This is a genomic window from Desulfobacter latus, assembly GCF_013389365.1.
GTDB lineage: Bacteria > Desulfobacterota > Desulfobacteria > Desulfobacterales > Desulfobacteraceae > Desulfobacter > Desulfobacter latus.
In genome coordinates this window covers 32,656-56,895 of the sequence record NZ_JACADJ010000017.1, presented here as the reverse complement: position 1 = coordinate 56,895, position 24,240 = coordinate 32,656, and the positions used below count along the sequence as shown (strand labels likewise).

General features: G+C 49.9%; 22 protein-coding genes and 1 pseudogene. All 23 read left to right on the top strand.

Annotated elements, in window-relative coordinates; translation table 11 throughout:
- Positions 1–244 precede the first annotated feature (244 nt).
- The 23 genes and pseudogenes from HXW94_RS19225 (at position 245) to HXW94_RS07140 (ending at position 24,240) form a co-directional block, all read left to right on the top strand.
- Positions 245–646: a hypothetical protein gene (locus HXW94_RS19225; protein ID WP_218576610.1), complete on the top strand. Its 402-nt coding sequence runs from the start codon at positions 245–247 to the stop codon at positions 644–646.
- Positions 643–1,083: a hypothetical protein gene (locus HXW94_RS19220; RefSeq protein ID WP_218576609.1), complete on the top strand. Its 441-nt coding sequence runs from the start codon at positions 643–645 to the stop codon at positions 1,081–1,083. The genes HXW94_RS19225 and HXW94_RS19220 overlap by 4 nt, the downstream gene beginning before the upstream one ends.
- A 299-nt stretch (positions 1,084–1,382) precedes the next feature.
- Entirely contained in the window at positions 1,383–2,123 is a 741-nt protein-coding gene (locus HXW94_RS07240; RefSeq protein ID WP_178366225.1) for a PEP-CTERM/exosortase system-associated acyltransferase, read from the top strand.
- A gap of 389 nt (positions 2,124–2,512) precedes the next feature.
- The gene (locus HXW94_RS07230) at positions 2,513–3,328 is read left to right on the top strand and encodes a YdcF family protein (RefSeq protein ID WP_178366224.1); all 816 of its coding nucleotides are present in this window, start codon (positions 2,513–2,515) and stop codon (positions 3,326–3,328) included.
- Positions 3,329–3,486: 158 nt separating this feature from the next.
- Positions 3,487–4,062, top strand: a complete 576-nt coding sequence (locus HXW94_RS07225; RefSeq protein WP_178366223.1) for a hypothetical protein — start codon at positions 3,487–3,489, stop codon at positions 4,060–4,062.
- 54 nt (positions 4,063–4,116) lie between these two features.
- Positions 4,117–4,497, top strand: a pseudogene (locus tag HXW94_RS20320) (ATP-binding cassette domain-containing protein); the annotation flags it as partial.
- Between the two features lie 15 nt (positions 4,498–4,512).
- The gene (locus HXW94_RS20315) at positions 4,513–5,016 is read left to right on the top strand and encodes an AAA family ATPase (RefSeq protein ID WP_425484215.1); all 504 of its coding nucleotides are present in this window, start codon (positions 4,513–4,515) and stop codon (positions 5,014–5,016) included.
- Between the two features lie 3 nt (positions 5,017–5,019).
- Positions 5,020–5,724, top strand: a complete 705-nt coding sequence (locus HXW94_RS07215; protein ID WP_178366221.1) for an ABC-2 transporter permease — start codon at positions 5,020–5,022, stop codon at positions 5,722–5,724.
- A gap of 9 nt (positions 5,725–5,733) precedes the next feature.
- Positions 5,734–7,917, top strand: a complete 2,184-nt coding sequence (locus tag HXW94_RS07210; protein ID WP_178366220.1) for a Gldg family protein — start codon at positions 5,734–5,736, stop codon at positions 7,915–7,917.
- 20 nt (positions 7,918–7,937) lie between these two features.
- Positions 7,938–8,939 carry a DUF4340 domain-containing protein gene (locus HXW94_RS07205; protein ID WP_178366219.1) on the top strand — a complete coding sequence of 334 codons (1,002 nt, stop codon included), beginning with the start codon at positions 7,938–7,940 and terminating at the stop codon, positions 8,937–8,939.
- The gene (locus HXW94_RS07200; protein WP_178366218.1) at positions 8,936–9,655 is read left to right on the top strand and encodes a 1-acylglycerol-3-phosphate O-acyltransferase; all 720 of its coding nucleotides are present in this window, start codon (positions 8,936–8,938) and stop codon (positions 9,653–9,655) included. The genes HXW94_RS07205 and HXW94_RS07200 overlap by 4 nt, the downstream gene beginning before the upstream one ends.
- Before the next feature lie 402 nt (positions 9,656–10,057).
- Complete coding sequence (locus HXW94_RS07195) at positions 10,058–10,285, top strand: division/cell wall cluster transcriptional repressor MraZ (RefSeq protein WP_246293781.1); 228 nt, start codon at positions 10,058–10,060, stop codon at positions 10,283–10,285.
- A 12-nt stretch (positions 10,286–10,297) separates the two neighbouring features.
- The gene (rsmH, locus tag HXW94_RS07190; protein ID WP_178366217.1) at positions 10,298–11,236 is read left to right on the top strand and encodes a 16S rRNA (cytosine(1402)-N(4))-methyltransferase RsmH; all 939 of its coding nucleotides are present in this window, start codon (positions 10,298–10,300) and stop codon (positions 11,234–11,236) included.
- A 42-nt stretch (positions 11,237–11,278) separates the two neighbouring features.
- Positions 11,279–11,581 carry an FtsB/FtsL family cell division protein gene (locus tag HXW94_RS07185; protein ID WP_178366216.1) on the top strand — a complete coding sequence of 101 codons (303 nt, stop codon included), beginning with the start codon at positions 11,279–11,281 and terminating at the stop codon, positions 11,579–11,581.
- 2 nt (positions 11,582–11,583) lie between these two features.
- Complete coding sequence (locus HXW94_RS07180) at positions 11,584–13,320, top strand: peptidoglycan D,D-transpeptidase FtsI family protein (RefSeq protein WP_178366215.1); 1,737 nt, start codon at positions 11,584–11,586, stop codon at positions 13,318–13,320.
- Positions 13,307–16,309, top strand: a complete 3,003-nt coding sequence (locus HXW94_RS07175; RefSeq protein WP_178366214.1) for a UDP-N-acetylmuramoyl-L-alanyl-D-glutamate--2,6-diaminopimelate ligase — start codon at positions 13,307–13,309, stop codon at positions 16,307–16,309. The genes HXW94_RS07180 and HXW94_RS07175 overlap by 14 nt, the downstream gene beginning before the upstream one ends.
- A 4-nt stretch (positions 16,310–16,313) precedes the next feature.
- Positions 16,314–17,393, top strand: coding sequence for a phospho-N-acetylmuramoyl-pentapeptide-transferase (mraY, locus tag HXW94_RS07170; RefSeq protein ID WP_178366213.1), 1,080 nt, complete (start codon positions 16,314–16,316; stop codon positions 17,391–17,393).
- Between the two features lie 6 nt (positions 17,394–17,399).
- Positions 17,400–18,770, top strand: a complete 1,371-nt coding sequence (murD, locus tag HXW94_RS07165; RefSeq protein WP_178366212.1) for a UDP-N-acetylmuramoyl-L-alanine--D-glutamate ligase — start codon at positions 17,400–17,402, stop codon at positions 18,768–18,770.
- Positions 18,763–19,914 carry a putative lipid II flippase FtsW gene (ftsW, locus tag HXW94_RS07160; protein WP_178366211.1) on the top strand — a complete coding sequence of 384 codons (1,152 nt, stop codon included), beginning with the start codon at positions 18,763–18,765 and terminating at the stop codon, positions 19,912–19,914. Before murD ends, ftsW begins: the two co-directional genes overlap by 8 nt.
- Positions 19,901–21,037, top strand: a complete 1,137-nt coding sequence (gene murG, locus HXW94_RS07155; RefSeq protein ID WP_178366210.1) for an undecaprenyldiphospho-muramoylpentapeptide beta-N-acetylglucosaminyltransferase — start codon at positions 19,901–19,903, stop codon at positions 21,035–21,037. The genes ftsW and murG overlap by 14 nt, the downstream gene beginning before the upstream one ends.
- Entirely contained in the window at positions 21,024–22,391 is a 1,368-nt protein-coding gene (gene murC / locus HXW94_RS07150; protein ID WP_178366209.1) for a UDP-N-acetylmuramate--L-alanine ligase, read from the top strand. Before murG ends, murC begins: the two co-directional genes overlap by 14 nt.
- 3 nt (positions 22,392–22,394) lie before the next feature.
- On the top strand, positions 22,395–23,333 hold the full coding sequence (gene murB, locus HXW94_RS07145; protein WP_178366208.1) for a UDP-N-acetylmuramate dehydrogenase: 939 nt from the start codon (positions 22,395–22,397) through the stop codon (positions 23,331–23,333).
- The gene (locus tag HXW94_RS07140) at positions 23,326–24,240 is read left to right on the top strand and encodes a cell division protein FtsQ/DivIB (RefSeq protein ID WP_343054560.1); all 915 of its coding nucleotides are present in this window, start codon (positions 23,326–23,328) and stop codon (positions 24,238–24,240) included. The genes murB and HXW94_RS07140 overlap by 8 nt, the downstream gene beginning before the upstream one ends.

Here is a 24,240-nt window from a genome sequence, read left to right as displayed (position 1 = left end):
ACAGACCCCTGGAGTCATTTAAGAAGACATTCAGGCTGAACGGCTTTGCTATGCAACTTCCGGAAAACATATCCCTTGAGCCGATCAACCAGACCGGATATAATTTCACAATGACAGACAGGCAAACCCGTTGAGACAAATAAGTATTTTTCATAAAAAAATCATAATATAATCAAAATTCATAGACCATAACCGTTTCTCATGGCAATATGGATTCAGTTGCAAACATAAGAATTCATAATTTATGACTATTTACAATCAAAATTCACAAAATATAACTATTTTTCATGATTTGCCTTCCAAAGGGAATAGTTTTTCCGGATATTCTGCGCTGATTTCAGCACATGATCTGAAAGTGACTGCTCCAGATCGTCTTTGTGCCATAGGTGTAAAGCATAAAAAAATTGATATAGGACGCTGGCGTATTTTTACGCCGCGCCATAAGCCGGAGGATACACTTTTTGGCCATTTAATCTTTGCTTTGAAGTATGAAGGGATTGATCTGGCAATCCTCAATGCCTTATTTCAAGCGGTTGAGGCCGAAGAAATTCAAAAAATGATTTGTTCGGAACCAACGGGGAGCTACAGCCGTCGATTGTGGTTCTTGTGGGAGTGGTTACGTGAGGAACAACTGGATAAGGATTGATCTTTCCAGTATCAGCAGTTATTTTGGAGAAGCTCGAAGAATATAAAAAAATATTGGAGCATTTTTCAAAACCGAGGCTTGATTTGATCGAATGGAGACCTACTGAAAAGAATAATGTTGAGGTGCTGAACGAAACCATAGATTTGTATCGCTATTTTGATGCAACAAAACAGGCTGAATTTTTCTTTGAATGCGTTGAGGAAACAGTGAATAAAACATTGCCTGAGGAGGTTGAATATATAAAAAAATACGACCTTCTCAACAATTTCATCAAAAACTATATCGATATGCCGGATAAACTTGTGGATTTGCTTATACGTTTTCTTGTCCAAAATGGTGGCGCGCTTTCAAAACGTTCACGGAACAAAGAATTTGAAAAATTGACTGACCTTGAAATTCGGGCAATCGAACATAAATATGCCGAAATTTTTACCTGAATCCGGTCCGGGCAAAAATGGTTGAACATCCCGGAGACTGGTTATGGAGCGGCTATTGTGCAACAGCATTTGGAAATCAGCCGCCTGACTGGTTGACAACGGATTGGAGACTGGGGCAGTTTTCAACAAAAAGGCCGGTTGCACAAGAAAGTGATGCTGTTTTGCCGCCACCGAGTGATTATATTCTAGACCCTCAGGGAAAAGCGCTTGACAAACAATACTAAAAATTACACGATACTTCAGTCATTTTCGATAGCACTATCATATCATAAAAAAATAATACAGGTTAAAATAAACTGATGATCCGTAAAAGTTTGACCTACGACAGATTCCGGTTCGGCCAGGTCATAGATGATGATGTATTAAAAGATACGTTCCGGATGAGGTATGAAGTCTATGTGGATGAGTTCGGGTTTGAAGATGAAGCTGACCACCCGAACGGACTGGAAACAGATGCGTATGAAGAGGACTCCATTCATTTTGCCTGCCTGAACGAAACCGATTCCGTGGTCGGCACCATACGGCTGGTGCTTCATTCAGACAAAGGGTTTCCCATTGAACATGCCACAACATTAAATTTTCCAGGAGAAAAACCTGAGCCGGATAAAACCGGCGAGATTTCCAGACTTACGGTGGCCAAAGACCTCAGGCGCCGTAAAGAGGACGGCATGTATGGCGTGGAGTCTTATTTAAAGAAAAAAGAAGGCGGCATATTACCTGACGATGGGACCATTCCAAAAGAAATGCAGGGCAGGAAAAATCCGATCATTGTTCTAGGGCTTTATCAGGTCATGTTCCATGAAAGTTTACGGCAGGGGCTGACCCATTGGTACATGATCACTGAAAAAAAAATATTCTATACCTTGAGAAAATATGGATTTTTATTCCACCAAATCGGGGAACCTGTACAATATCATGGTGAACGGATTCCCTATTTTGCAGATATTCATGCGCTGCTGGTCAATCTGAAGCAGACCGATGCAGGCATGTATGACCTTATGCTTACCGGGCTGGAAGAAGCGTATCGGCCGGATATTTGATGTAATTTATGGCGGGTAATAAACAGGTAAACCACGGAAGGACACGGATTTGTTACAACAAAATCATATTAGAGTTAAAAGCGGTTAAGGAACGGGACCGAAATAATTTAACCTGGGAGCGCGGGCGTCTCGCCTGCATCATTACTGCGGGCGGGACGCCCGCGCTCCCGGGTATAGCAAAATGGGTAAGTTATTTAAGACCCATTCCTAAGAGTATCGCGCCCGACCATAAAGCACAGGTTATCAACGACCTGAAAGCAACAAACAACAAACTTAAAATTAGGGTTATTGATCAACTTTGGCAGTCACCCAAAAATACAGATTGAGCGCCTTGCGCGCTAATTTTCAGTGCGTTCCGTGTCTTCCGTGGTTATATACAGGAGATATTAATGACAAACTCGTTGTTTTTCTGGCTGTCCAAGCTGATCTGGATGGTCATCCGTCCGGATTTTCTTTTGGTTGCGTTTGCCGTAATAGGAATGCTGTTCTGGTTTTCAGGGGCAGTGGAAACGGCAAAATGGATACTTGCGTGTGTGGTTCTGGTGATGATCATCATCACGGTTTTCCCTGTAGGAAGGCTTCTTCTAGCGCCCCTGGAACACAGATTCCCCACAAACCCGGCCCTGCCGGAAAAGGTGGACGGGATTATCATGCTTGGCGGGGCGGAAAGCAATCGCCTGACCCAGATGTGGCGTCAACCTGAAATAAACAGTGCCGCTGACCGGTATATAGCATTTGCCCGTCTTGTCAGCGCATATCCGGATGCGGTGCATCTTTTTACCGGGGGCTCCGGAAGCCCCATGCACCAGGAATGGAAAGATGCAAATACGGCCCGGCAGGTTTTTATGGATATGGGGCTGGATACCGCAAACATGATATTCGAGGATCAATCTCGAAATACCTATGAAAACGGATTGTTTGCAAAGCGCCTGGTTCACCCCGAACCCGGGCAGGCCTGGGTACTTGTAACCACAGCCGCACACATTCCCCGGTCCGTCGGCGTATTCAACCGGCTCGGCTGGCCGGTAATTCCCTATCCCGTAGATCATGTTACCCGCCCTGACAGAAAGATCGCGTTAGGCCTTAACTTTTCCGGGAACCTGGGAAGACTGGTCATGGCAGCAACTGAATGGACCGGTCTGGCAGCCTATTATATCACCGGCAAAACCAACACCCTGTTTCCTTCCGATAGATCCGAGCGGTAAGTTCGGTATTCCAATAATCTCTATTACATTTTGATTATCCAGGTATTAACCATTGATCCGTTTAATAGTTTAAGCTAATATGCGGGCTCAAAATAAACTTGCATTACTTTTTTGGATTGTTGTTCTGCAATAATACAGCGTCCTGAAAAGGAGAATACATGGTAAAATCAAATCCCCCCTTTACCGAACTGTCCATGTTTGACTTAAGGGGAAAACAATCGGTCAGGGCAACATTCAAGCTTTCCCAGAAAGCCATTGATGCCATCGGCCTTGTGGCCGTCCACATGGGCATCAAGCAAAAGTCCTTGTTTGACCACATCATTGAAGACCATGCGTCTTTAGATCAATTGGCCCAAACCATCCAAATACGCCGGTTCAAACAGCTGGACAGAAAACAGAAAACCTTTGTACTCAGCCGTAGAACCATTGAGGCATTGACGGCCATTTCCAAAACCTATAATATGCCCCGGGATGCGCTGGTTGAGTATTCCATCAAAAAACTGGAATCCGTTATCCAGTCTGAAAAAATCAGGCACAAAGAACGAAAAAGCCTGGCCGGAAATCTGGAAAACCATTTCAACGATGTTCTCTCACTTTATCGGGACTCGGCAATGACCTTAGGCGAAGAAGACCCTTTTTGCCGGCATCTTGAAAAATTGATAGACCATATGAAACGAACTGCAGAGGACGTGGATACGTTCCTTGAAAAAAGCAAAGTACTTGAAGATTTTTAGGAGAAGCGCGTGATTGATGTTCAAAACCTGACCAAGTATTACGGTGATTTTTGTGCGGTTGACAACATCAGCCTTACCATTGAACCCGGACGGATACTTGGCCTTCTCGGCCCCAACGGGGCAGGCAAGACAACCACACTGAGGATGCTCACAGGATTCTATACCCCCACATCCGGCACCATCAGGGTCAATGACCTTAAAATGCCGGAAGACACCCTGAAAATAAAATCCATGATCGGATATCTGCCCGAATCCGCGCCGTTGTACCACAATATGCTGGTATATGATTACCTGGATTATGTGGCACGGCTCAAAGGGATGGATGATCCCGGACGCAGGCTGTCCCGGTTCAAAGAACTAAGCCGGCTGTGCGGGCTGTCCGGTATCATGGCCAAGCCCATCGGCAATCTGTCCAAGGGCCTTCGCCAGCGCGTCGGGTTGGCCCATGCCATGATGTCCGACCCGGATATCCTGATCCTTGACGAACCCACCTCGGGCCTTGATCCCAACCAGATCGCAGAGATCCGTGATATCATCAAAGGCATCGGCAGGGAAAAGACCATTATCTTTTCCACCCATATCCTTTCCGAAGCCGAAGCCACCTGTGACCGGATCGCCATCATTAATAAGGGCAAAAAAGTAGCGGATGCCGGCACCGAGCAATTAAAACAAAATGCCCGGCACCGCAGCGTGGTCCGGCTGACGGTACAGAATGCCGAGATAACAGCGGCCCTTGACCATCTAAAAGCCTTTGATGCAAACCTTGACATCACTGTGACAGACACCCCGGCAAGTGAAGGCATAAGTTTTGAACTGTGCTGCAAAGATGATAAAGACATCCGGCGGGACCTTTACCTGTCCATTAAAGAAACCGACTGGATTATCACTGAACTTGCAAGACAGTCTTTAGCCCTTGAAGAAATATTCCACGAACTGACACGGGAGGGCGCGTAACACATGACACCGATCAAAACCATCGCCTTAAAGGAATTTAAGGACTATTTCATTTCCCCCATTGCATATATTGTTATTTCTCTTTTTCTCATTGTGACCGGGTGGTTTTTCTTTTCCACCTTTTTCATTTACGGACGTGCCGACCTAAGGGATTTTTTTGCACTTCTGCCTATTACTTTCTCCTTTTTTATTCCGGCCGTGACCATGCGCATGTTTGCCGAAGAAAAAAATGTGGGCTCCTATGAGAGCCTTTTGACCATGCCGGTCTCCTTTACCCATATAGCCCTGGGTAAGTTTTTTGCGGCAAGCGCCTTTGCCGCAGCCATGCTGCTGCCCACCCTCTCCTACCCGCTATTCATCTCCTTTATCGGAAATGTGGACTTGGGGCCTGTGGCCGGCGGATATATCGGGGCGGTGCTTCTCGGCGGCGCATACTGCAGCATCGGGCTGTTTGCCTCGGCATTGACGCGCAATCAGATCATCGCATTCATTATCGGGTGCGCCATATGTTTTACCCTGACCATTATTGACCGGATGCTGTTCTTTGTTCCTGAACGCCTTGTGCCGGTTGTGGAATACCTTGGCGCCAATGCCCATTTTACAAATATTTCCAAGGGCATTATTGATTCACGGGACCTGATTTATTTTGCATCCGTGATCTTTATTTTCATTTTTTCAACCGACATTGCCATGAAAGAAAAAAATTAAGGAGTCACCATGGGTAAGCCTATCCTTAAAGAATATTATCTGAAATTTATCCTGTATGCGGTGGTTATCGTTCTGTTGAATGTGGCGGGATTAAGCCTGTTTTTCAGGTTTGATCTGACGGCCAACCGAATCTATTCCCTGTCCGATGCCAGTAAACAGGCCGTATCCACCCTGTCTGAACCATTGAACATCAAAGTGTTTTTCTCAAAAAATATGCCCGCCCCCCACAATAATACGGAACGGTATTTACGGGACCTGCTCACGGAGTACGCCGCCCAGGCCGGCCGGTACTTCAACTTCACCTTTTATAATGTATCCCAGGAAACCGACATGGGGGACCAGGCAAACCGGAACCGTGACATGGCCCGGGATTACGGCATCTCACCGGTCCAGATCCGGGTGATGGAAAACGACGAGCTGACATTTAAAAACGCTTACATGGGCCTGGTGATCCTCCATGGGGACCTCATAGAAAAAATCCCGGCCATTACTGCCACGGACGGTCTTGAATATCAGCTGACCAGCGCCATCCGCAAGCTGAATAATAAGGTATCGGCGCTTTTGCGCCAGACCGATAAAATCAATATCACCATGTATATGTCTTCGGGACTTCATGCCATAGCGCCTTTAATCGGGTTGGACGCGCTCCCGGATCTTGGTGATGAGGTGGCTGCGGCTGTGGAACAGTTAAACAGCAAAAACCTGGGGATTTTCCAGTTTGAACGCAAGGATCTTTCAGATCCGGATGAACTTGAAAAAGTCGCAGAAAAGTATGATCTCATGGCCATGAACTGGCCTGATGTACCTGAAAGAAATATCCAGGCAGGCGCCGGTACGGCCGGCCTTGTGGTGGCATATAAAGGCAAAACCCGGACATTGCCCCTGATCACGGCCGTGGAACTCCCCATCATCGGCACCACCTATCAAATGGCGGATCCCCAGGGGCTTGGGGAACAGATCACGGCGATCATGGAAAAGCTTATCGGCATCAACAAGGATATCGGGTATCTGTCCGATCATGGCAGCCCCACCCTGGGGCCGGACCGCATGGCCATGATGCAGGGCCGGGCCGGCAACGGCCTGGCTGTTTTTGAACAGCTTGTGGGATCAAGATACAATATCAAACAGATCCCCCTTAAAGAGGAACCCATCCCCGAAGGACTCAACTGCCTGGTGATTGCCAAGCCCACCGAACATTTTTCCGATTATGCGCTGTTCCAGATTGACCAGGCCCTGATGAAGGGCACCAACATTGCTGTGTTTGCCGATGCATTTGAGCAGCAGCAAGGCCGGGGCGGCATGATGGGCATGCCCGCATTCACCCCCATCGACACCGGCCTGGAAAAACTGTTAGCCCACTATGGCGTAGAAATCCAAAAAGCCTATGTGCTGGACAAAAATGGGTATAAACAGCAAAGGCCCCGGTCCCAGAGCGGCGGAGAGCAGATCATCTACTTTGCGCCGGTACTCAAGGACGACGCCATTAACAACGATCCGGTCTTTATGAAAAATATCAAAGGCCTTGTGGCCATGCAAATCTCCCCGGTCAAGCGTGTCAAAGGCGCCCAGGATGAGACCAGGGTCCGCACCGTGCGCCTTTTATCCTCATCTGACCAAGCATGGCTCATGGAAGACAACATTAACCTGAATCCCATGTTTTTACGTCCGCCCACCGCAGATAACGATCTTTCCACCTATGATCTGGCATATCTTCTCGAAGGACAATTTACATCCTATTTTAAAGGAAAACCCGTCCCGGAAAAAGAAGCCGGAGAGAGCGACCTAAAAGACGAAGACAACGTGGAAGGCCCGCAACCATCTGAGGCGCCGGCTAAAAACATCCAAGGACTTAAAGCCGGAAACCGCGTAATTGAGACGTCAGCGCCTGCAAAAATATTTGTACTCGGATGCGCCCAGATGCTGCATGACAACATGCTGGACGACCAGGGCCGCAGCCCCAACGCCACCTTCCTGCTCAACGCCATAGACCATCTCAACGGCGATGACGGCACCGCACGCTTAAGAAGCAAACAACAGACCCTGAACCCCGTTTCCGACACCACGCCTTTGGCAAAAAGCATCATCAAGGGATTCAATATTATAGGACTCTCCGTCCTGGTTTTCCTGTTCGGCCTGGGTGTCTGGTTTTTTAGAAGCATGAAAAAGAAAAAAATTGCACATATGTTCGGTTGATTTAGAATTAAGGAAAAATCATGAAAAAAGAATATATTATCCTGATCATATTGATCATCGGCTTAAGCGCCTATCTCGGCCTTAAAAAAGACGACCAGGTCCATTATGAACTGCCGACAATTCCCCAGGTGGATACCACCCGCATTGACCGGATGGAAATTTCAAAGGCAGACCGCCTTGTGGTCCTTAATAAAGGAGAAAAAGGCTGGACCGTTACCGAGAACGAATTTCCAGCAACCCCGGATGACATAAAGCGGATACTTGGCACCCTAAAAAAGATAGAACTATCCGCCCTTGTATCCGAGGCAAAGGACCTTGTAAGATATGAACTGGATGATATCCATGCTGTAAAGGTCAAGGCCCTGGCCGGCAAAGAGGTGGTCCGCAGCCTTGTCATCGGTAAAACAGCCCCCAGCTACAACCATACATTTATCTATCTGGATAACAAGGATCAGACCGTATACCAGGCCAACGGCAATTTCAAAAGTCAGTTTGACAAAGCAGCGGCTGATTTCAGAGATAAAAAAGTGCTGGGGTTTGACCCGGCCGGCATAAAAAAGATCACTCTGGAGAAGCAGGGAAAAGCCGTCACCGTGGTAAAAACCCCGGCACCTGAAAAACCGGATCCGGGAAAAGACGAGGGCAAAAAGGATGTAACCGCGGAAAAAACGGCCCCCAAAGAAACCGTCTGGAAAGATGAAGCAGGGGATGTGGCAGATCAAAAAACGATATCGGATCTGCTGTCGTCTTTGTCAGACCTTGAATGTCAGGCTTTTATAGATGATGACAAGGCTGCCCGCTTAAAGAAAACAGCGCCCTCATGTAAAATTTCACTTGAAAACGATAAAACGTTTGTTTTAAATCTGTTCAACAAAAATGACGATCAGGATGTGGAAGGGTCGTGTTCATATACACCCTATGCCTTCACCTTGACCAGCTATAAAGCCGAGGATATTGTTTCGTACACGGATAAACTTCTGGGCATTGAACAACAGGACGACACTGAACCTGATAAAGAGTGAACACGTTTTTCAACATAGCGTATCAACCCTATAAGTGGATCATTGTATTTCCGGCCATGGTTTTAACCACCTTGGTCATGGGATTGAGTTGCATCTTTGTGGGGGCTGTTTTCAGCCCGGACAAAGCAGATACACTGGCTGTGGCCTGGGCCAAGATATTCTGTGCGATTGCGCCCATACGGGTCAGAATCCAGGGCAGGCGGAATTACGATCCATTATCCGCTTATGTGGTGGTGGCCAATCATAAAAGCATGGTGGACATCCCTGTGCTACACGGGTTTATAGGCCTCACCATCAAATGGGTGATGAAAATGGAGCTTAAAAAGATCCCGGTTTTCGGCACAGCCTGTACGTTTCTTGGTTGTATTTATGTAAACAGATCCAATAGTCAGGCGGCTGTGGAATCCATAAAAGCGGCAAAAAAGAGCTTATCAGATAAGGCCAGCGTGCTTTTTTTCGCCGAAGGGACAAGATCCAGAGGCGGCCTTCTGCCCTTTAAAAAAGGCGCGTTTGTCTTTGCCATGAATTCAGGGCTGCCTGTGCTGCCGGTAACCATTAAAAATTCAGAACAGATTCTCCCCTCTGATACACTTGATCTCATGCCGGGTACGGTGGATCTTATCATCCACCCCCCGGTGCATATTCCAAATTGCAGCAAGGCGGAACTGGATAAAAAAATCAATCAGATTCACCGAACCATAGCCGGTGCCCTTTAGTCTGATTTCTACCGTTGAGAACCCTGTTTACCGGAATTCGCCGGCGCCCTTCCCTCGCACCACCACCCCCCCTCACAATCCGCCCACAGCCCTAGAACAAACATTCGATATCCCCCACATGGATTATTTCAGGCGCTGCATAATAGAAAATCCCAAGTTCATACAGGCAAACTTTTATTAATAAGCAAACATTTAAAATATCGCATCAATCACTTTAACAATCTGATATTAATACAAATAAATCATGAACAACTCGTTCTGCCAAGGTACTGGATATGCATTAAAAGCGCATTAAACTAAAAAATACCCTTTTTTTTAACTTGACTTATCTTATATTTTTCGTGAAAGTGGCAGCATTGTGGGTGTGAAGTGGATGTAGCGTCTTGGAAAAAGGCCACTCAAATGTTTCGATCCAGTTCTTGTCATACTATTGATGACAAAGGAAGGCTCATTATCCCGGCACGATTCAGGAAAGTGCTCAAGGCGGAAAATGATTACGGGATCGTGGTCTCAACCAAAGATGGCTGCATCTTTGCTTTTACTTTCAGCGAATGGAAAGCCATTGGGGATCGTAAATCATGGAACAGGAGCTTAAACGGGAGGACGTCAAAGAAGAAATTGCTTCCATAGGATTATAATAATATGGATTTTGAACATACCTCCGTCATGCCGAATCAGGTGCTTGCGTATCAGAATCTTAAATCCGGAGATATATGTGTGGACTGCACCCTCGGCGGATGCGGACATGCAATGGCAACGCTTAGGGCCATAGGTTCCAACGGGTTGCTCATCGGTATTGACCAGGACATGGACGCCATTACCAATGCCCGAAAGGTATTTGACCCTTTTGGGGATAATGTCCGGTTATACCATAACAACTTTAGTGATCTTCCCGGGATTCTCAAAGATGCCGGTATTAACGGAGTGAACAGTATTGTTCTCGACCTGGGCTTTTCACTCAACCAGCTGACCCAAAGCAAACGGGGATTTAGTTTTAAGAAAGAGGAACCGTTGGATATGCGGATGGATATCCGCAATTCATTAACCGCATACCAGGTGGTGAATACCTATTCGGAAAAACAATTGGCTGATATTTTTTTCACATATGGGGAAGAACGCTTTTCAAGACGGATGGCACGGGCAATTATTGAAAAAAGGGCTTGCAGTCCCATTACCACCAGCCTTGAACTGGCCAAAGTTATCCAAGGCGCCGTACCCGGCCGTGCAAAGGCAAAACAAAAAATTCATCCGGCTACCCGGGTGTTCCAGGCCCTGCGCATTGCCGTCAACCGGGAGCTTGAACGTTTAGAAACATTCATGCAGGCGGTGCCCGCCATGCTGGTTAAGGGCGGACGTATCAGCATCATCTCCTTTCACTCCCTGGAAGACCGTATTGTTAAACAGCAGGTGCGCGCCTTTGAAAACGGATGCACATGCCCAAGACAATTTCCCAAATGTATATGCGGATTTGTAAAACAAATGGAATCCGTTACCGGAAAACCGGTGACTGCGGATGCGGAGGAGCTTAAAGCAAACCCCATGGCAAGAAGTGCCAAGCTGCGGGTGGCGCAAAAAATATGATAGACATGAACTGACGACCTCAAGCTTAAACCACAATAAAAAATGAAATTAGAAACACCAACTATCCAGACCCACAAAGAGCTGCGGTGGTTTCTTTTAATCATCGTGCTGGCTGCCGAACTCATTTGCAATACCTGGATCAGAAGCGAATCCAGCCAGGCCATGATCATGATTGCCAAAACTGAAAGCCAAATCCGGGACATGGCAGATTACCGTCAGGCGTTAAGCGTGGAACTTGAACGTCTTAAATCCGAAGCACGGATTACCCGCATTGCCCGCACCCGGTTAGGCCTGAGACCGGATATATTTAATCAAACCATTTATCTGCCCAAAGGAACGAACTAATAATGGCGGCAACCCCTTGTGAAAAAATCGGTTCACGGATTCTTTGCATCCGTTTTTTTCTGCTGTTGTGTCTGGTGGGCATTATCATCCGTTCCTTTGATATTCAGATTCTCCAGGGTGAAGCGCTTAAAAAAAAAGCTGAAAATACCTATGTCAGAAGAATCACCATCCAGGGAGACCGTGGACTGATTCTTGACCGTCACTCGAACAAACTGGGTGCCAGCATTGAGGCGCCCAACATTACCGCAGACCCCACCCAGGTCAAAAATGCCCGGCAAGCGGCAGATCAACTGGTAAAAATCCTTGGCGGCAACCGGACTGAAATAGAGAAAAAACTGTCCCGGGAACGCCGGTTTGCGCTTCTGGCAAGCAGGGTGGCGCCGGCCAAGGCAGACGCCGTTAAAAAGCTGAACATTGTCGGTATCTACACCCCGGATAACTCCAAACGGTTTTACCCCAACCGGCGCCTGGCCGCCCAGGTCATTGGTTTCACAGGCAAAGATGATCAGGGCCTTGAGGGACTGGAATTTTCATATAATAAGTTTCTGGAAGGCCGGACCCTGAAGACAAAAGAATACAGGGACGGCCAGGGCACCATCCTTAATACGGGAAAAAACAAGCGTGCCGGACTTAAGGGAGACACCATTGTTTTAACCCTGGATAAAAAAATTCAATTTTTCAGCGAAGAAGCCCTTGAACAGGCCGTAAAAAAATATCGAGGCAAATCGGGCATGGCCCTGGTCATGCAGCCCGCTACCGGTGAACTTCTGGCCGTGGCCCATTACCCGGAATTCAATCCCAATAACTATGGCGATTTCAGCCGGAGCCGATACCGAAACAGGACGGTGACCGACGCATTTGAGCCCGGTTCCATCATGAAGGTGATCACCGTGGCCTCGGCCATTGAACGGGGCATGTCCGCCACAACCATTATCAATTGTGAAAACGGCAATTACCGCGTGGGGAGAAGCGTCATCCATGACACACATCCCCATGAGTACCTGACCCCGGCAGAGATTGTGAAAGTCTCATCCAACATCGGGGCTGCAAAAATCGCCCAGGACATTGGTCCCAAGGCCATGCACTATTATCTGAAGGCCTTTGGATTCGGCACAAAAACCGGAATTAACTGCCCGGCAGAAAGCGCCGGCGTTATTCTGCCCCTGAATCGCTGGACAAGCATTGATGCCGTGGCCATCTCCTTTGGCCAGGGCATGTCGGTAACGGCGCTTCAACTTATCAGCGCGGTTTCCGCCATAGCCAACGGCGGCAAGCTTATGAAGCCTCTGCTGGTTCAGAAGGTGCTTTCCAACTCAGGTAAAATTATCCAGACAAATAACCCCTGCGTGATCCGCCAGGTTATTTCGACCCAAACCGCAGGGATTGTAAAAAAAATGATGGCCGGAGTGGTCCAGGAGGAAGGCACCGGAACCAAGGCCGCCATCCCCGGCTACCGGATATGCGGCAAAACCAGTACAGCCCAGAAAGCCGCCAGAGATAGAAAGGGATACTCCCATTCCCGGTTCACAGCGGCATTTGCAGGTTTTGCCCCCTTTGACAACCCGGCCCTGGCCATTCTGGTGGTGGTGGACGAGCCCAAACAAAATCATTACGGCGGCACTGTGGCAGCACCGGCTTTTAAGGACATCATGGCCCGGTCCTTTAATTATCTGAACATTCCGCCCCAGACAGACATGGTCGCGGCATTACCCCGGGAGGTGCTGCATGCGGCTGACTGAAATCCTGAACACGGCTGAAGTCGTGTTCACGCCGGATCAGGAACAGGCAGGCATCGGCGACACCGCCATATCCGATATTACCTGCGATTCCAGACAGGTGGGACAAGGCGCCTTATTCATCGCCGTGGACGGTTACACCGCAGACGGTCATGATTATATTCACCAGGCCCTTGACAACGGCGCCGCCGCGGTTCTGGCCCAAAAGATCCCCCGGGATTTGCCCCGGAAACAGGCCCTGCAGGTTGTGCTTTCAAAGAACACCCGCAAAGATACCGCCATTGCCGCGGCTAATTTTTTTGGCCATCCGTCAAAAGATCTGGTGCTTGTGGGTATCACCGGAACCAATGGTAAAACCAGCATCACCTGGCTCCTGGAACAGATTTACCAGACCTGCGGGATCACCTGCGGTGTCATCGGCACCATAAATATCAGATATCCGGGCACCACCCTTGACAATCCCGTCACCACCCCGGATGCGGTGTGCCTGCACAAAACCATGCACGATATGAAACTTGCCGGGGCCACCCATGTCATCATGGAAGTCTCCTCCCACAGCCTGGACCAGCACCGGGTGGACGGATGTGATTTTAATGCAGCCGTGTTCACCAACCTTACCCAGGATCATCTGGATTACCATAACGGCTTAGATGACTATTTTGCCTGCAAGCGCACCTTGTTCACCAGGCATTTAGGGCCCTTTGGGGACGGAACCCGGGGAAAAGCGGTTATCAACATTGATAATCAATACGGCATCCGCCTGGCAGACAGCCTGGACCAGCCCGTAATCCGGGTCAGTGCAACCTGTGACGCCGATATCAGGGCTATTGACATCACAGATGACATCCATGGCCTGAAAGGCACCCTGGATGTCAGCGGTGTACAGGCGCCCATACACTCGAAGCTCACAGGCCGCTTCAATCTGGAAAATATATTATGTGCGGCAGGTGCGGCATTCGCCACGGGCATCTGCCCTGAATCCATTGCCCGGGGCATTGCCGGTCTTGAACGCATACCGGGCCGGCTGGAAAAACTTCCTACGGAACTGAACCGGCATATTTTTGTGGATTATGCCCACACCCCGGATGCCCTTGAATCCATCCTGAAAACCCTTGCCGGTCGCGCCCCGGCACGACTGATCACGGTGTTTGGATGCGGTGGGGACAGGGATCGCACCAAACGCGGCCCCATGGGGGTCATTGCCTGCAGATACGCGGACATCGCCGTTGTCACCTCGGATAACCCGAGAACCGAAGACCCGGACGCCATTATTGACGAAATTATAGCGGGTATCCGTGCCCGGGGGGGTAAACAAATTGATCCGTACAAATCAAATGCCTGTGAAAAAGGATATATCCGGATGACCGACAGGGCAAAAGCCCTGGCGCTCGCCGTTCAGATGTCAAAACCCGGGGACATTATCGTGGCTGCCGGTAAGGGCCATGAAACCTACCAGATTACCAATACAGGTACCATTCTCTTTGACGACAAAGAACACTTAACCCGTGCCTGCAACAGCGCATTAACGCCAAGGCCGTGGGGGGTTACCGATCTTTCCAGTGCCCTTGGGTGTCATGCCGTAACCGTCTTGGGGCAAAAAAGCGTCACAGATGCCAAGAGATCGGTTTTTAAAGGCATCAGCACCGATTCAAGAACCATGGCCCCGGATATGGTATTTTTGGCCTTGGCAGGGGACCGTTTTGACGGCCACGGTTTTATTCCGGGTCTGGCAGAAAAAGGCGTTTCTGCTTTTGTTGTCAGCCAGGGCTACTTAGACACCCTTGATTTAAATCAGAAACGCCGGATGGACAAAGGCCGAATCTGCTTCTTTGAAGTGCCGGACACCCGGGTTGCCCTGGGGCACCTGGCCCGGTATCACAGAATGCGCTCGAATGCGCGCATTGCCGCGCTAACCGGCTCGAACGGAAAGACATCCATCCGGAAAATGGCCCAGAATATCTTTTGCCGGCATCATGACACCCTGGCCACCCGGGGCAACTTAAACAATGAGATCGGCCTTCCCCTGACCCTGCTCAGGCTGGCGGATATCCATGAATGGGCCGTGGTGGAGATGGGCATGAGCCACCCGGGTGAAATCGCAAGACTGACGGCCATTGCCCGGCCTGACATCGCCATGGTGACCAACACCCATGGGTCGCACATGGAAGGTGTGGGGTCACTGGAGAATGTAGCCCGGGCCAAAGCTGAAATTTTCAAAGGACTGACCCCCGGCGGCACAGCCATTATTTTTGCCGACGATCCACGGCGTGACATTCTTATCCAGGGGGCAAAAGAAAGCACTGACACAGCCAACATAATGCTTTTCGGTACCCGACCCGACAGCGATGTCCGTTTGTCGGAAATCAGCGTCACCGACCACGGCATTGCCTTTTTCCTTGCCATGGATGGTCCCCCCCGCCACTACACGGTCCCCTCCCCTGCACCTTTCATGGCTTTTAATGCCGCCGCCGCCGCAGCGCTGGCAAAGGCGGCAGGCATTGATAAAACAGATATTACCCGGGGGCTTGACGCCTTTGTCCCGGTCCAAGGCCGAATGCAGATAAGGCATCTTGCCAACGGCCTCCATCTCATTGACGACACCTACAATGCCAATCCCAGATCCGTGGACCAGGCACTGAAAGTCCTGAATCACCTGGCCGGCAGTAACCGGGGCATTGCCGTACTCGGTGACATGCTGGAATTAGGCGATCAGAGCCGGCGGCACCACCGGCAGGTGGGGCACCTGGTGGCAGCGCTGTCACCGGCAAAGCTGTTGCTGTTCGGCACCCAGGTCGCCCAGATCCGTGAGGGCGCTCTGGAAAAAGGCTACCCAAAGGCACGCATCACCATGGGATCCAAAAAGGAATTGGGAGAGACCCTTAAAACGTCAACCAAACACGAAAACTGGATACTGCTCAAAGGCTCCAGGGGAATGGCCATGGAAACACTGATCCCGATACTTGAAGAAATCCCTGCTGAAAAGGCGAATTGATCAAATGTTTTACCAATTTTTATACCCGTTACACGAACACTATACCCTTTTCAATATTTTCCGGTATATCACCTTCCGCACCATATACGGGGGACTGACCGCCTTTATCATCTGCTTTATTCTCGGCCCGTTTGTGATCCGGCAGCTGCAGATCATGCATTTCGGCCAGATCATCCAGACCGACGGGCCACAGTCCCATTTAAAGAAACAGGGCACCCCCACCATGGGCGGCATTATGATCCTGTTTTCCATCTTTGTTTCCACCTTTTTATGGGGAAACTTCACCAACCACTATGTGGGGATATTGCTGCTCGCCACCCTGCTTTTTGGTGCTATCGGATTGATTGACGACTACTTGTCGCTGATGAAAAAAAAGAACATGGGACTCACGGCAAAAACAAAGTTTCTTCTCCAGATTCTTTCGGGCCTGCTCATCGGTTTTCTGATATACAGCAGCCCGGACTTCAATGCCGTACTCACGGTACCGTTTTTTAAAAACGTGGCCATCAATTTAGGTACACTTTATATCCCCTTTGCCTGTCTGGTCATTGTGGGTACCTCCAATGCCGTGAATCTCACGGACGGCCTGGACGGCCTGGCCATCGGCCCGTTGATTGTGGCCGCCATGACCTATATGCTGTTTGCCTATGTGGCCGGTCATGCCCGGTTTGCCGAGTATCTGCATGTCCGGCACATTCCCGCAGCCGGTGAAGTATCCGTCATTTGCGGCATTCTGGCAGGGGCAGGCATGGGGTTTTTATGGTTCAATGCCCATCCGGCCCAGATTTTCATGGGCGATACCGGTTCCATCCCCCTTGGGGCCATCCTCGGCACCATTGCCGTGGTTACCAAGCAGGAGATCATGCTGGTGCTGGTGGGCGGACTTTTTGTCATTGAAGCGGGGTCCGTAATTCTCCAGGTTGCCTATTTTAAAATCACCCACGGCAAGAGAATCTTCAGAATGGCCCCCCTGCACCACCATTTTGAACTAAAAGGCTGGCATGAATCCAAGGTGATTGTCCGGTTCTGGATTATTTCCATTGCTCTGGCGGCCCTGTCCCTGAGTACATTAAAAATAAGATAAGATAAAATGGTCAATATTGGTCAAACATATAAACTGGTTGTGGGCTTAGGCGCCTGTGGACTTTCCATGGCCCGGTTTTTGAAATCCCGGGGGCACGGCGTGGTTGCCACGGACATTGACGGAACAAAGACCAGTGAAGCAGCGGCGTTAAAAAAGCTGGGGATACCGGTAATGATCGGCCGCCATGACCAGGAGATGTTTGACAAGGCGTCCCTTATCATCCCCAGCCCCGGTATTCCCTTAACCATGCCGTTCATCAGGTCAGCCCGGGACAAGGGCGTACCTGTCAAAGGCGAACTGGATATTTTTGCCCAATACAACACCACACCTGTGATCGCAATCACAGCCACCAACGGTAAAACCACCACCACGGAGCTGACCACAGCCATGCTTGAAGCCTCTGGAATATCCTGCTTTACGGGTGGAAACATCGGCACGCCACTGGTGGAATATCTTATGCAGGACAGCTCCAGGGATGTTGTGGTGGCCGAACTTTCATCCTTTCAGCTTGATCTTGCCCAAACCTTCAGGCCCCATACGGCAGCGCTTCTTAACATTGCCGAGGATCACCTGGACCGATATATAGACGTTGACGCCTACGCCGATGCCAAATGGTCAATCTTTAAAAATATGACCGCCGGGGATACGGCTGTGGTTAACGCTCGCATCAAAGATTTTTCAGCACGCACGAAAACCATTGGCGCTGATATTCTTGCATTCTCATCCACAAATCCTGTAACCCGGGGAGCAGACATTCACAAAACGGGAATCGACATCAAAACCCAAGAGACCAGTGACACCCTTGCGGCCGACACGCCGGCCGGGCTTCCCGGTATCCATAACAGGGAGAATGTGGCAGCCGCCGCCCTTGCGGCGTTAAGCTGCGGTGGTACCGTAGCAGGCATCAGACAGGCCGTAAATGAATTTACCGTGTCGGACCATCGCATTGCCTTTGTCCGGGAGATTAACGGCATCCGGTTTTACAACGACTCCAAGGCCACCAACGTGGCTGCCGTGCTTTGTGCCCTGAAATCCGTGGAATCCAATGTCATTCTGATTCTCGGGGGCAAGGAAAAAGGCCTTGATTTTGCGCCTCTGGTGCCCGAAGTGAGCGCCCGGGCCAAGGCCGTTATCGGCATGGGTGAAGCAGCCGGTCATATCATGGAAACATTTGACGGCATCTGTCCTGTATACACCTGCCGGGACATGATCTGCGCCGTTAACAGCGCCGTGTCTCTTGCAGACAAAGGCGATGTGGTGCTATTATCCCCGGCTTGCGCAAGCTTTGATCTTTATGACAATTACCGGGAACGGGGAAAAGATTTTGCCCGCATTGTCAACACGCTTGTTCCGGCTCAGGAGGTATGCCATGGCTAACACCCTGGGCATCGGCGAATACATCCCGGGTCCTCTCCATCCCTTTTTCAGAGAAAAAACCATTCTTTTTCCGGTACTCATTCTTACCGGTATTGGCTTGGTCATGGTGTACTCAGCCTCCTGCGCCATCTCCATGGATGAGCATAACACCCTGTTTTATTACCTGAAACGTCAGTCCATATTCCTGTTGATCAGCCTTGGCATTATGTATATTACCGCCTCGCTGCCTTACAAATTATATAAAAGTATGGCGTATCTCATTCTGGTTGCAGCCATCGGCCTTCTGGTTGCCGTCCTTATCCCGGCCTTCGGCATCAAGGCCAACAATGCCCGGCGCTGGCTTGATTTCGGGCTCTTTGCATTCCAGCCCGCGGAATTTGCCAAGCTTGCCATGATCCTTTTCATGGCCTACTCCCTGTCTAAAAAACAGGAAATAGGAAAGCTGAATGAATTTTCCATCGGTGTTTTGCCCCATGCCATGGTGTTCGGCCTCATGGCCGTACTCATCCTGTGCCAGCCCGATTTCGGTACCATTGTGGTCATGGGCATGATCTGCTGGGGAATGATGTTCATTGCAGGCGTTCCCTTACTGCACCTGCTCAGCCCATTGCCGCTGGTCATTCCTGTCGCATATTTTCTGGTTATCAAAGTCCGTTACCGGCTTGATCGGGTTCTCGGATTCCTGGACCCCTGGAAAGATCCTCTCGACATCGGGTTTCAGCTCACCAACTCCCTTAAGGCCTTTGGATCGGGCGGCCTGTTCGGCAAAGGTGTCGGATTTTCCATGCAGAAGATGCACTTTCTGCCTGAACCCCATACCGATTTTATTTTCTCCATCATTGGCGAGGAACTCGGCCTTATCGGCGTAACGGTAATCCTGGCGCTGTACGGGCTTATCCTCCACACCGGTACCCGCATTGCCCGGCAGGCAGATACCTTTTTCGGGACCGTGACAGCCACGGGCATCACTTTATATTTAGGACTTCAAGTCATCATCAACACAGGCGTAACATTGGGTGTACTGCCCACCAAGGGGTTGACCCTGCCCTTTATTTCCTACGGCGGGACATCACTGCTCATCAATATGGCCGCCATGGGTATTTTAATGAACATCGGAGCGTCGGCACACCATGTCAAAAAATAAACACGTCATTATCGCCGGCGGAAAAACAGGGGGCCATCTGTTCCCGGGCATTGCCGTGGCCCAGGCGCTGATGGAAAAGGACCCTGCCACAAAAATCCTTTTTGTGGGTACCCGCGCCCCTTTTGAAATCCAAACCCTAGCCCGGTACGGATTTGCCCATAAATCGATTATCTCCAAACCCATAAAGGGAAAAAACCTCTTTGCAAAGATTTGGTCAGCCGGCCTAGTGGGTATCAGCCTGATCCAGGCGCTGGGAATCATCATTGCGTTCAGGGCGGATTTCATTCTGGGCGTGGGCGGATTTTCATCCTTTGCCCTGGTGCTGGCCGGGCGTATCCTTTTTAAGGAGACGGCCATCCACGAACAGAATGCCTTTCCCGGCATGACCAACCGCATGTTGTCCAAAATTGCCCGGACCCGGTTTATCTCCTTTAAAGCGACACAGGGCATGCCGGAAAATGACACCACCTTTCTGGTGGGCAACCCGGTACGCCGCCCTTTAAGTACTGCACAGGAAAACAGCATGACAGATGAATGTGTCCTGAACCGGATAAACGCGGATGATTTTCTCATTCTTGTCACCGGCGGCAGCCAGGGGGCCGCCTCCATCAATGCGGCATTCATACAGGCTGTGGCCATGATGAAAGAGACCCACCGGCTCTTTATCATCCATCAGACCGGGGCAACGGCCGAGGCACAGATACAACAATTTTATGCTGCCGGGGATATCCGGCACAAGGCCGCAGCCTTTTTCTACGATATGCCTGCCATCCAGGACCGGGCCGACCTGGTCATCAGCCGGGCCGGCGCCGGAACGGTATCCGAGCTGTGTATCAAGGGGAAACCTGCTATCCTGGTCCCCTACCCCCATGCCGCAGACGACCACCAGACCGCAAACGCAAAAAGCCTGGCCGACCAGGGCGCCTGCATCATGATTGCGGACAAGGACCTCACGGGTGAAACCTTATCGGCAGCCATAGAAAACCTGCGACACAATACAAATAAAAGAACCGGCATGGCAGACACCATGACGTCACTTGCCATGCCCCATGGCGCAGACCTCATTGCCGACCGTATTCTCGGGGCGGATGTTTCAAAAAAGGAAGACAATGTACCAGCATGATTATCACATACACTTTGTAGGCATCGGCGGCATCGGCATGAGCGGTATTGCCGAACTGCTGTTAAACCTTGGCTACACCGTCTCCGGATCTGATCTCAAGCTGTCCCACATCACGGACCGGCTCACGGAAAAAGGCGCGGTGATCTACAAGGGTCATGCCAAGGAAAACATCAAGGGGGTCAATGTGGTCGTCACCTCTTCGGCCATTGCATCCCGGAACCCGGAAGTGATCCGGGCAAAAGAACTGGGCTGCCCCATCATCCCCCGGGCGGAAATGCTGGCCGAACTGATGCGTATCAAATACGCCATTGCCGTGGCAGGGGCCCATGGCAAAACATCCACCACCGCCATGATTTCACAAATCCTTAACACCGCAGGACTTGATCCCACGGTAATCATCGGCGGCCTGCTCCAGGGGCTGGATACCAACGCCCTGCACGGGTCGGGTGAATTCATTGTAGCTGAGGCGGATGAAAGCGACGGGTCGTTTCTTAAATATGCCCCATCCATTGCCGCGGTGACCAACATTGACCTGGAACATCTTGATTTTTACAAGGATATTGAAGAGATAAAAGACAAATTTGTCCAGTTCATCAACTCCGTACCCTTTTACGGCCTTGCCATCCTCTGTCTGGACAATCCCCATATCCAGGATATTCTGCCCCGGATCACGGTGCGGTACAGCACCTACGGTATGACAGCCCAGTCGGAACTGCAGGCACGGCACATCCGGTTTGAAAACGGACAATCCCTGTTCAACGTATTCAACGGCGAACAGGACCTGGGCCAAATTCTTTTAAATATCGGGGGCCGGCACAATATTCTCAATGCCATGGCCGGCATCGCCACGGGCCTGGAGCTTAATATCCCCTTTGACACCATTAAAAAAGCGCTGGAAGAGATCAAGGGCGTCAAACGCCGCCTGGAAATAAAAGGCAAGGCCAAGGGGATTACGGTGATGGATGATTACGGGCATCATCCCACTGAAATTAAGGCGACGTTGACGGCAGTCAGGGAAAGTTATCCGGACCAACGGCTTATTGTGGTATTCCAGCCCCACAGATACACAAGGACAAAGGCGTTGTTCACAGCGTTTACCCGGGCCTTTTACCAGTCCGACGTACTCATGGTGCTGCCCATTTACGCGGCGTCGGAAGACCCCATTGAGGACGTGGATTCGGAAAAACTTGTGGCCGGTATAAAGGCCCATGGCCACAAAGATGCCTGTTTTGCCCCGGATTTCACCCAGGCGTTGTCTATTATCACCCATAAGGCAAAGCCGGGGGATATGGTACTCACACTAGGGGCCGGGGATGTATATACCCTCGGGGAAAAACTGGTGGAGATTTTGTAAACCATGGTGCTAAGCGATAACATAAAAAGCGGGTTTGCTTCTTTTGCCGCGGAAACGCAAACGGCCATGGATCGATATACCAGTTTCAGGGTGGGCGGCCCTGCGGATCTCCTGGCGCTACCGCAAACCGTGGAACAGGTGATCGCCCTTGTCAAAACCGCACAAAAAGTCGAACTGCCGGTTACGATTATCGGCGGCGGCACCAATCTCCTGATATCGGACAAAGGCATCCGCGGGCTTGTGATAATTCTCACCCGGCTGAAACAAAACATTGAGTCAATAACACCGCCTATCAACGCAGACAGCGACTCACCGGCCCGGATCTATTTGACGGCACTCGCCGGACAACCTCTTGGCAGCCTTTGCCGATATACGGCTGACGCAGGTCTGGCCGGTCTGGCATGGGCAGCCGGGATTCCGGGCACCATTGGCGGTGCCGTGATGATGAATGCGGGGGCTTTTGGCAACGACATGAGCCACGTTGTACGCCAACTCGAGGTGTTGGATCTTGTCACCCTGGAAACCGTAGTTTTGCCGGCAAACAGGCTTGAATTTTCCTACCGCAAACTTAGCCTTGAAAACAGCGTCGTACTCAAAGTCCGGCTTGGGCTGACCAGGGCTGACGCCAACACCGTCAGGGATGAATTTTACCGCAACCTTAAAATAAAACAATCCACCCAGCCGGTATCCCAGGCATCTGCCGGGTGTTTTTTCAAAAACCCCCCAGGCGTTAAATCTGCAGGGTTTCTCATTGAACAGGCAGGCATGAAACGCGCCCGGTACAACGGGGCCATGGTATCGGATCGGCACGCCAATTTTATTGTCAACCACGGCAACGCCTGTGCAAGAGATATCCTGAACCTGGCTGACCAGGTAAAAAAACGCGTATACAAAAAATTCGGGATTAACCTTACAGAAGAGGTAAAAACCATTGGTGACTAAAAAAAATACCCCAAACCGGTACAAAAAGTCGAATAAAAAAAGCCGGAAATTGAAGACTTTTCCCGGCGGCAAAGTCCTTTTAGGAAAAAGTGGTTTTATTTTTTTTATCTGTGCAATGAGCCTTGGCTTCACCTACATGCACGATGCGGTTCTCCAGTGTCCTCTATTTGATGTTAAAACCATTATGATTGACGGCCTTGATCGGGTGACCAGAGAGGAAATTCTGGTCCGGACAGGACTTGACAAGCCGGCCAATATGTTTGAATTGCGGCCTGACATGCTCGAAAAAGAGCTGAACACCCATCCATGGATTCGCGTAGCCACGGTGAAACGTCAGCTCTTCTCAACCATTTCCATCAAAATTGAAGAACAGGCCCCTCTGGCTATCGTGACCATTGAAAACCTGGCGGATATCGTCATCAACACCCGGGGGGCGCCCTTCAAAACGTACGAAGCAGCCAAAGATGACCTCACGGCGTTGCCGGTTATATCCGGGGTGGATTTAAGCCTGTCCAACAGCACGTACCTATTTGAAGGCGCGTTGTTCAATGCCGTGATGGAGATTTTAAAAATAAAAAACGTTGGACAAATTAAAAGCATTTTGGGAGATGAAAATACAGGCATACGCATAAATATATTAAACATGAGTCCGGAGACAGGTTTTACAAAAAATTCCGGAGACACAAAATCTGAAAACAAGGCACTTCTTCCGGTTAAACTCGGATTTGACCAATTTGAAAAAAAACTTGCAAGGGCCAGGCAGATTCAGCGCTATGTGAAGAGCAATTACCCAAACCAAACCATATCCGCCATGGATCTTTTCAATCTGAAAAAAGTGTTTGTTACACTTGATCATCAAGTTACAATGGAAGATGCTGCTCAAAATACTACAGCAAAGGGGGTTTAA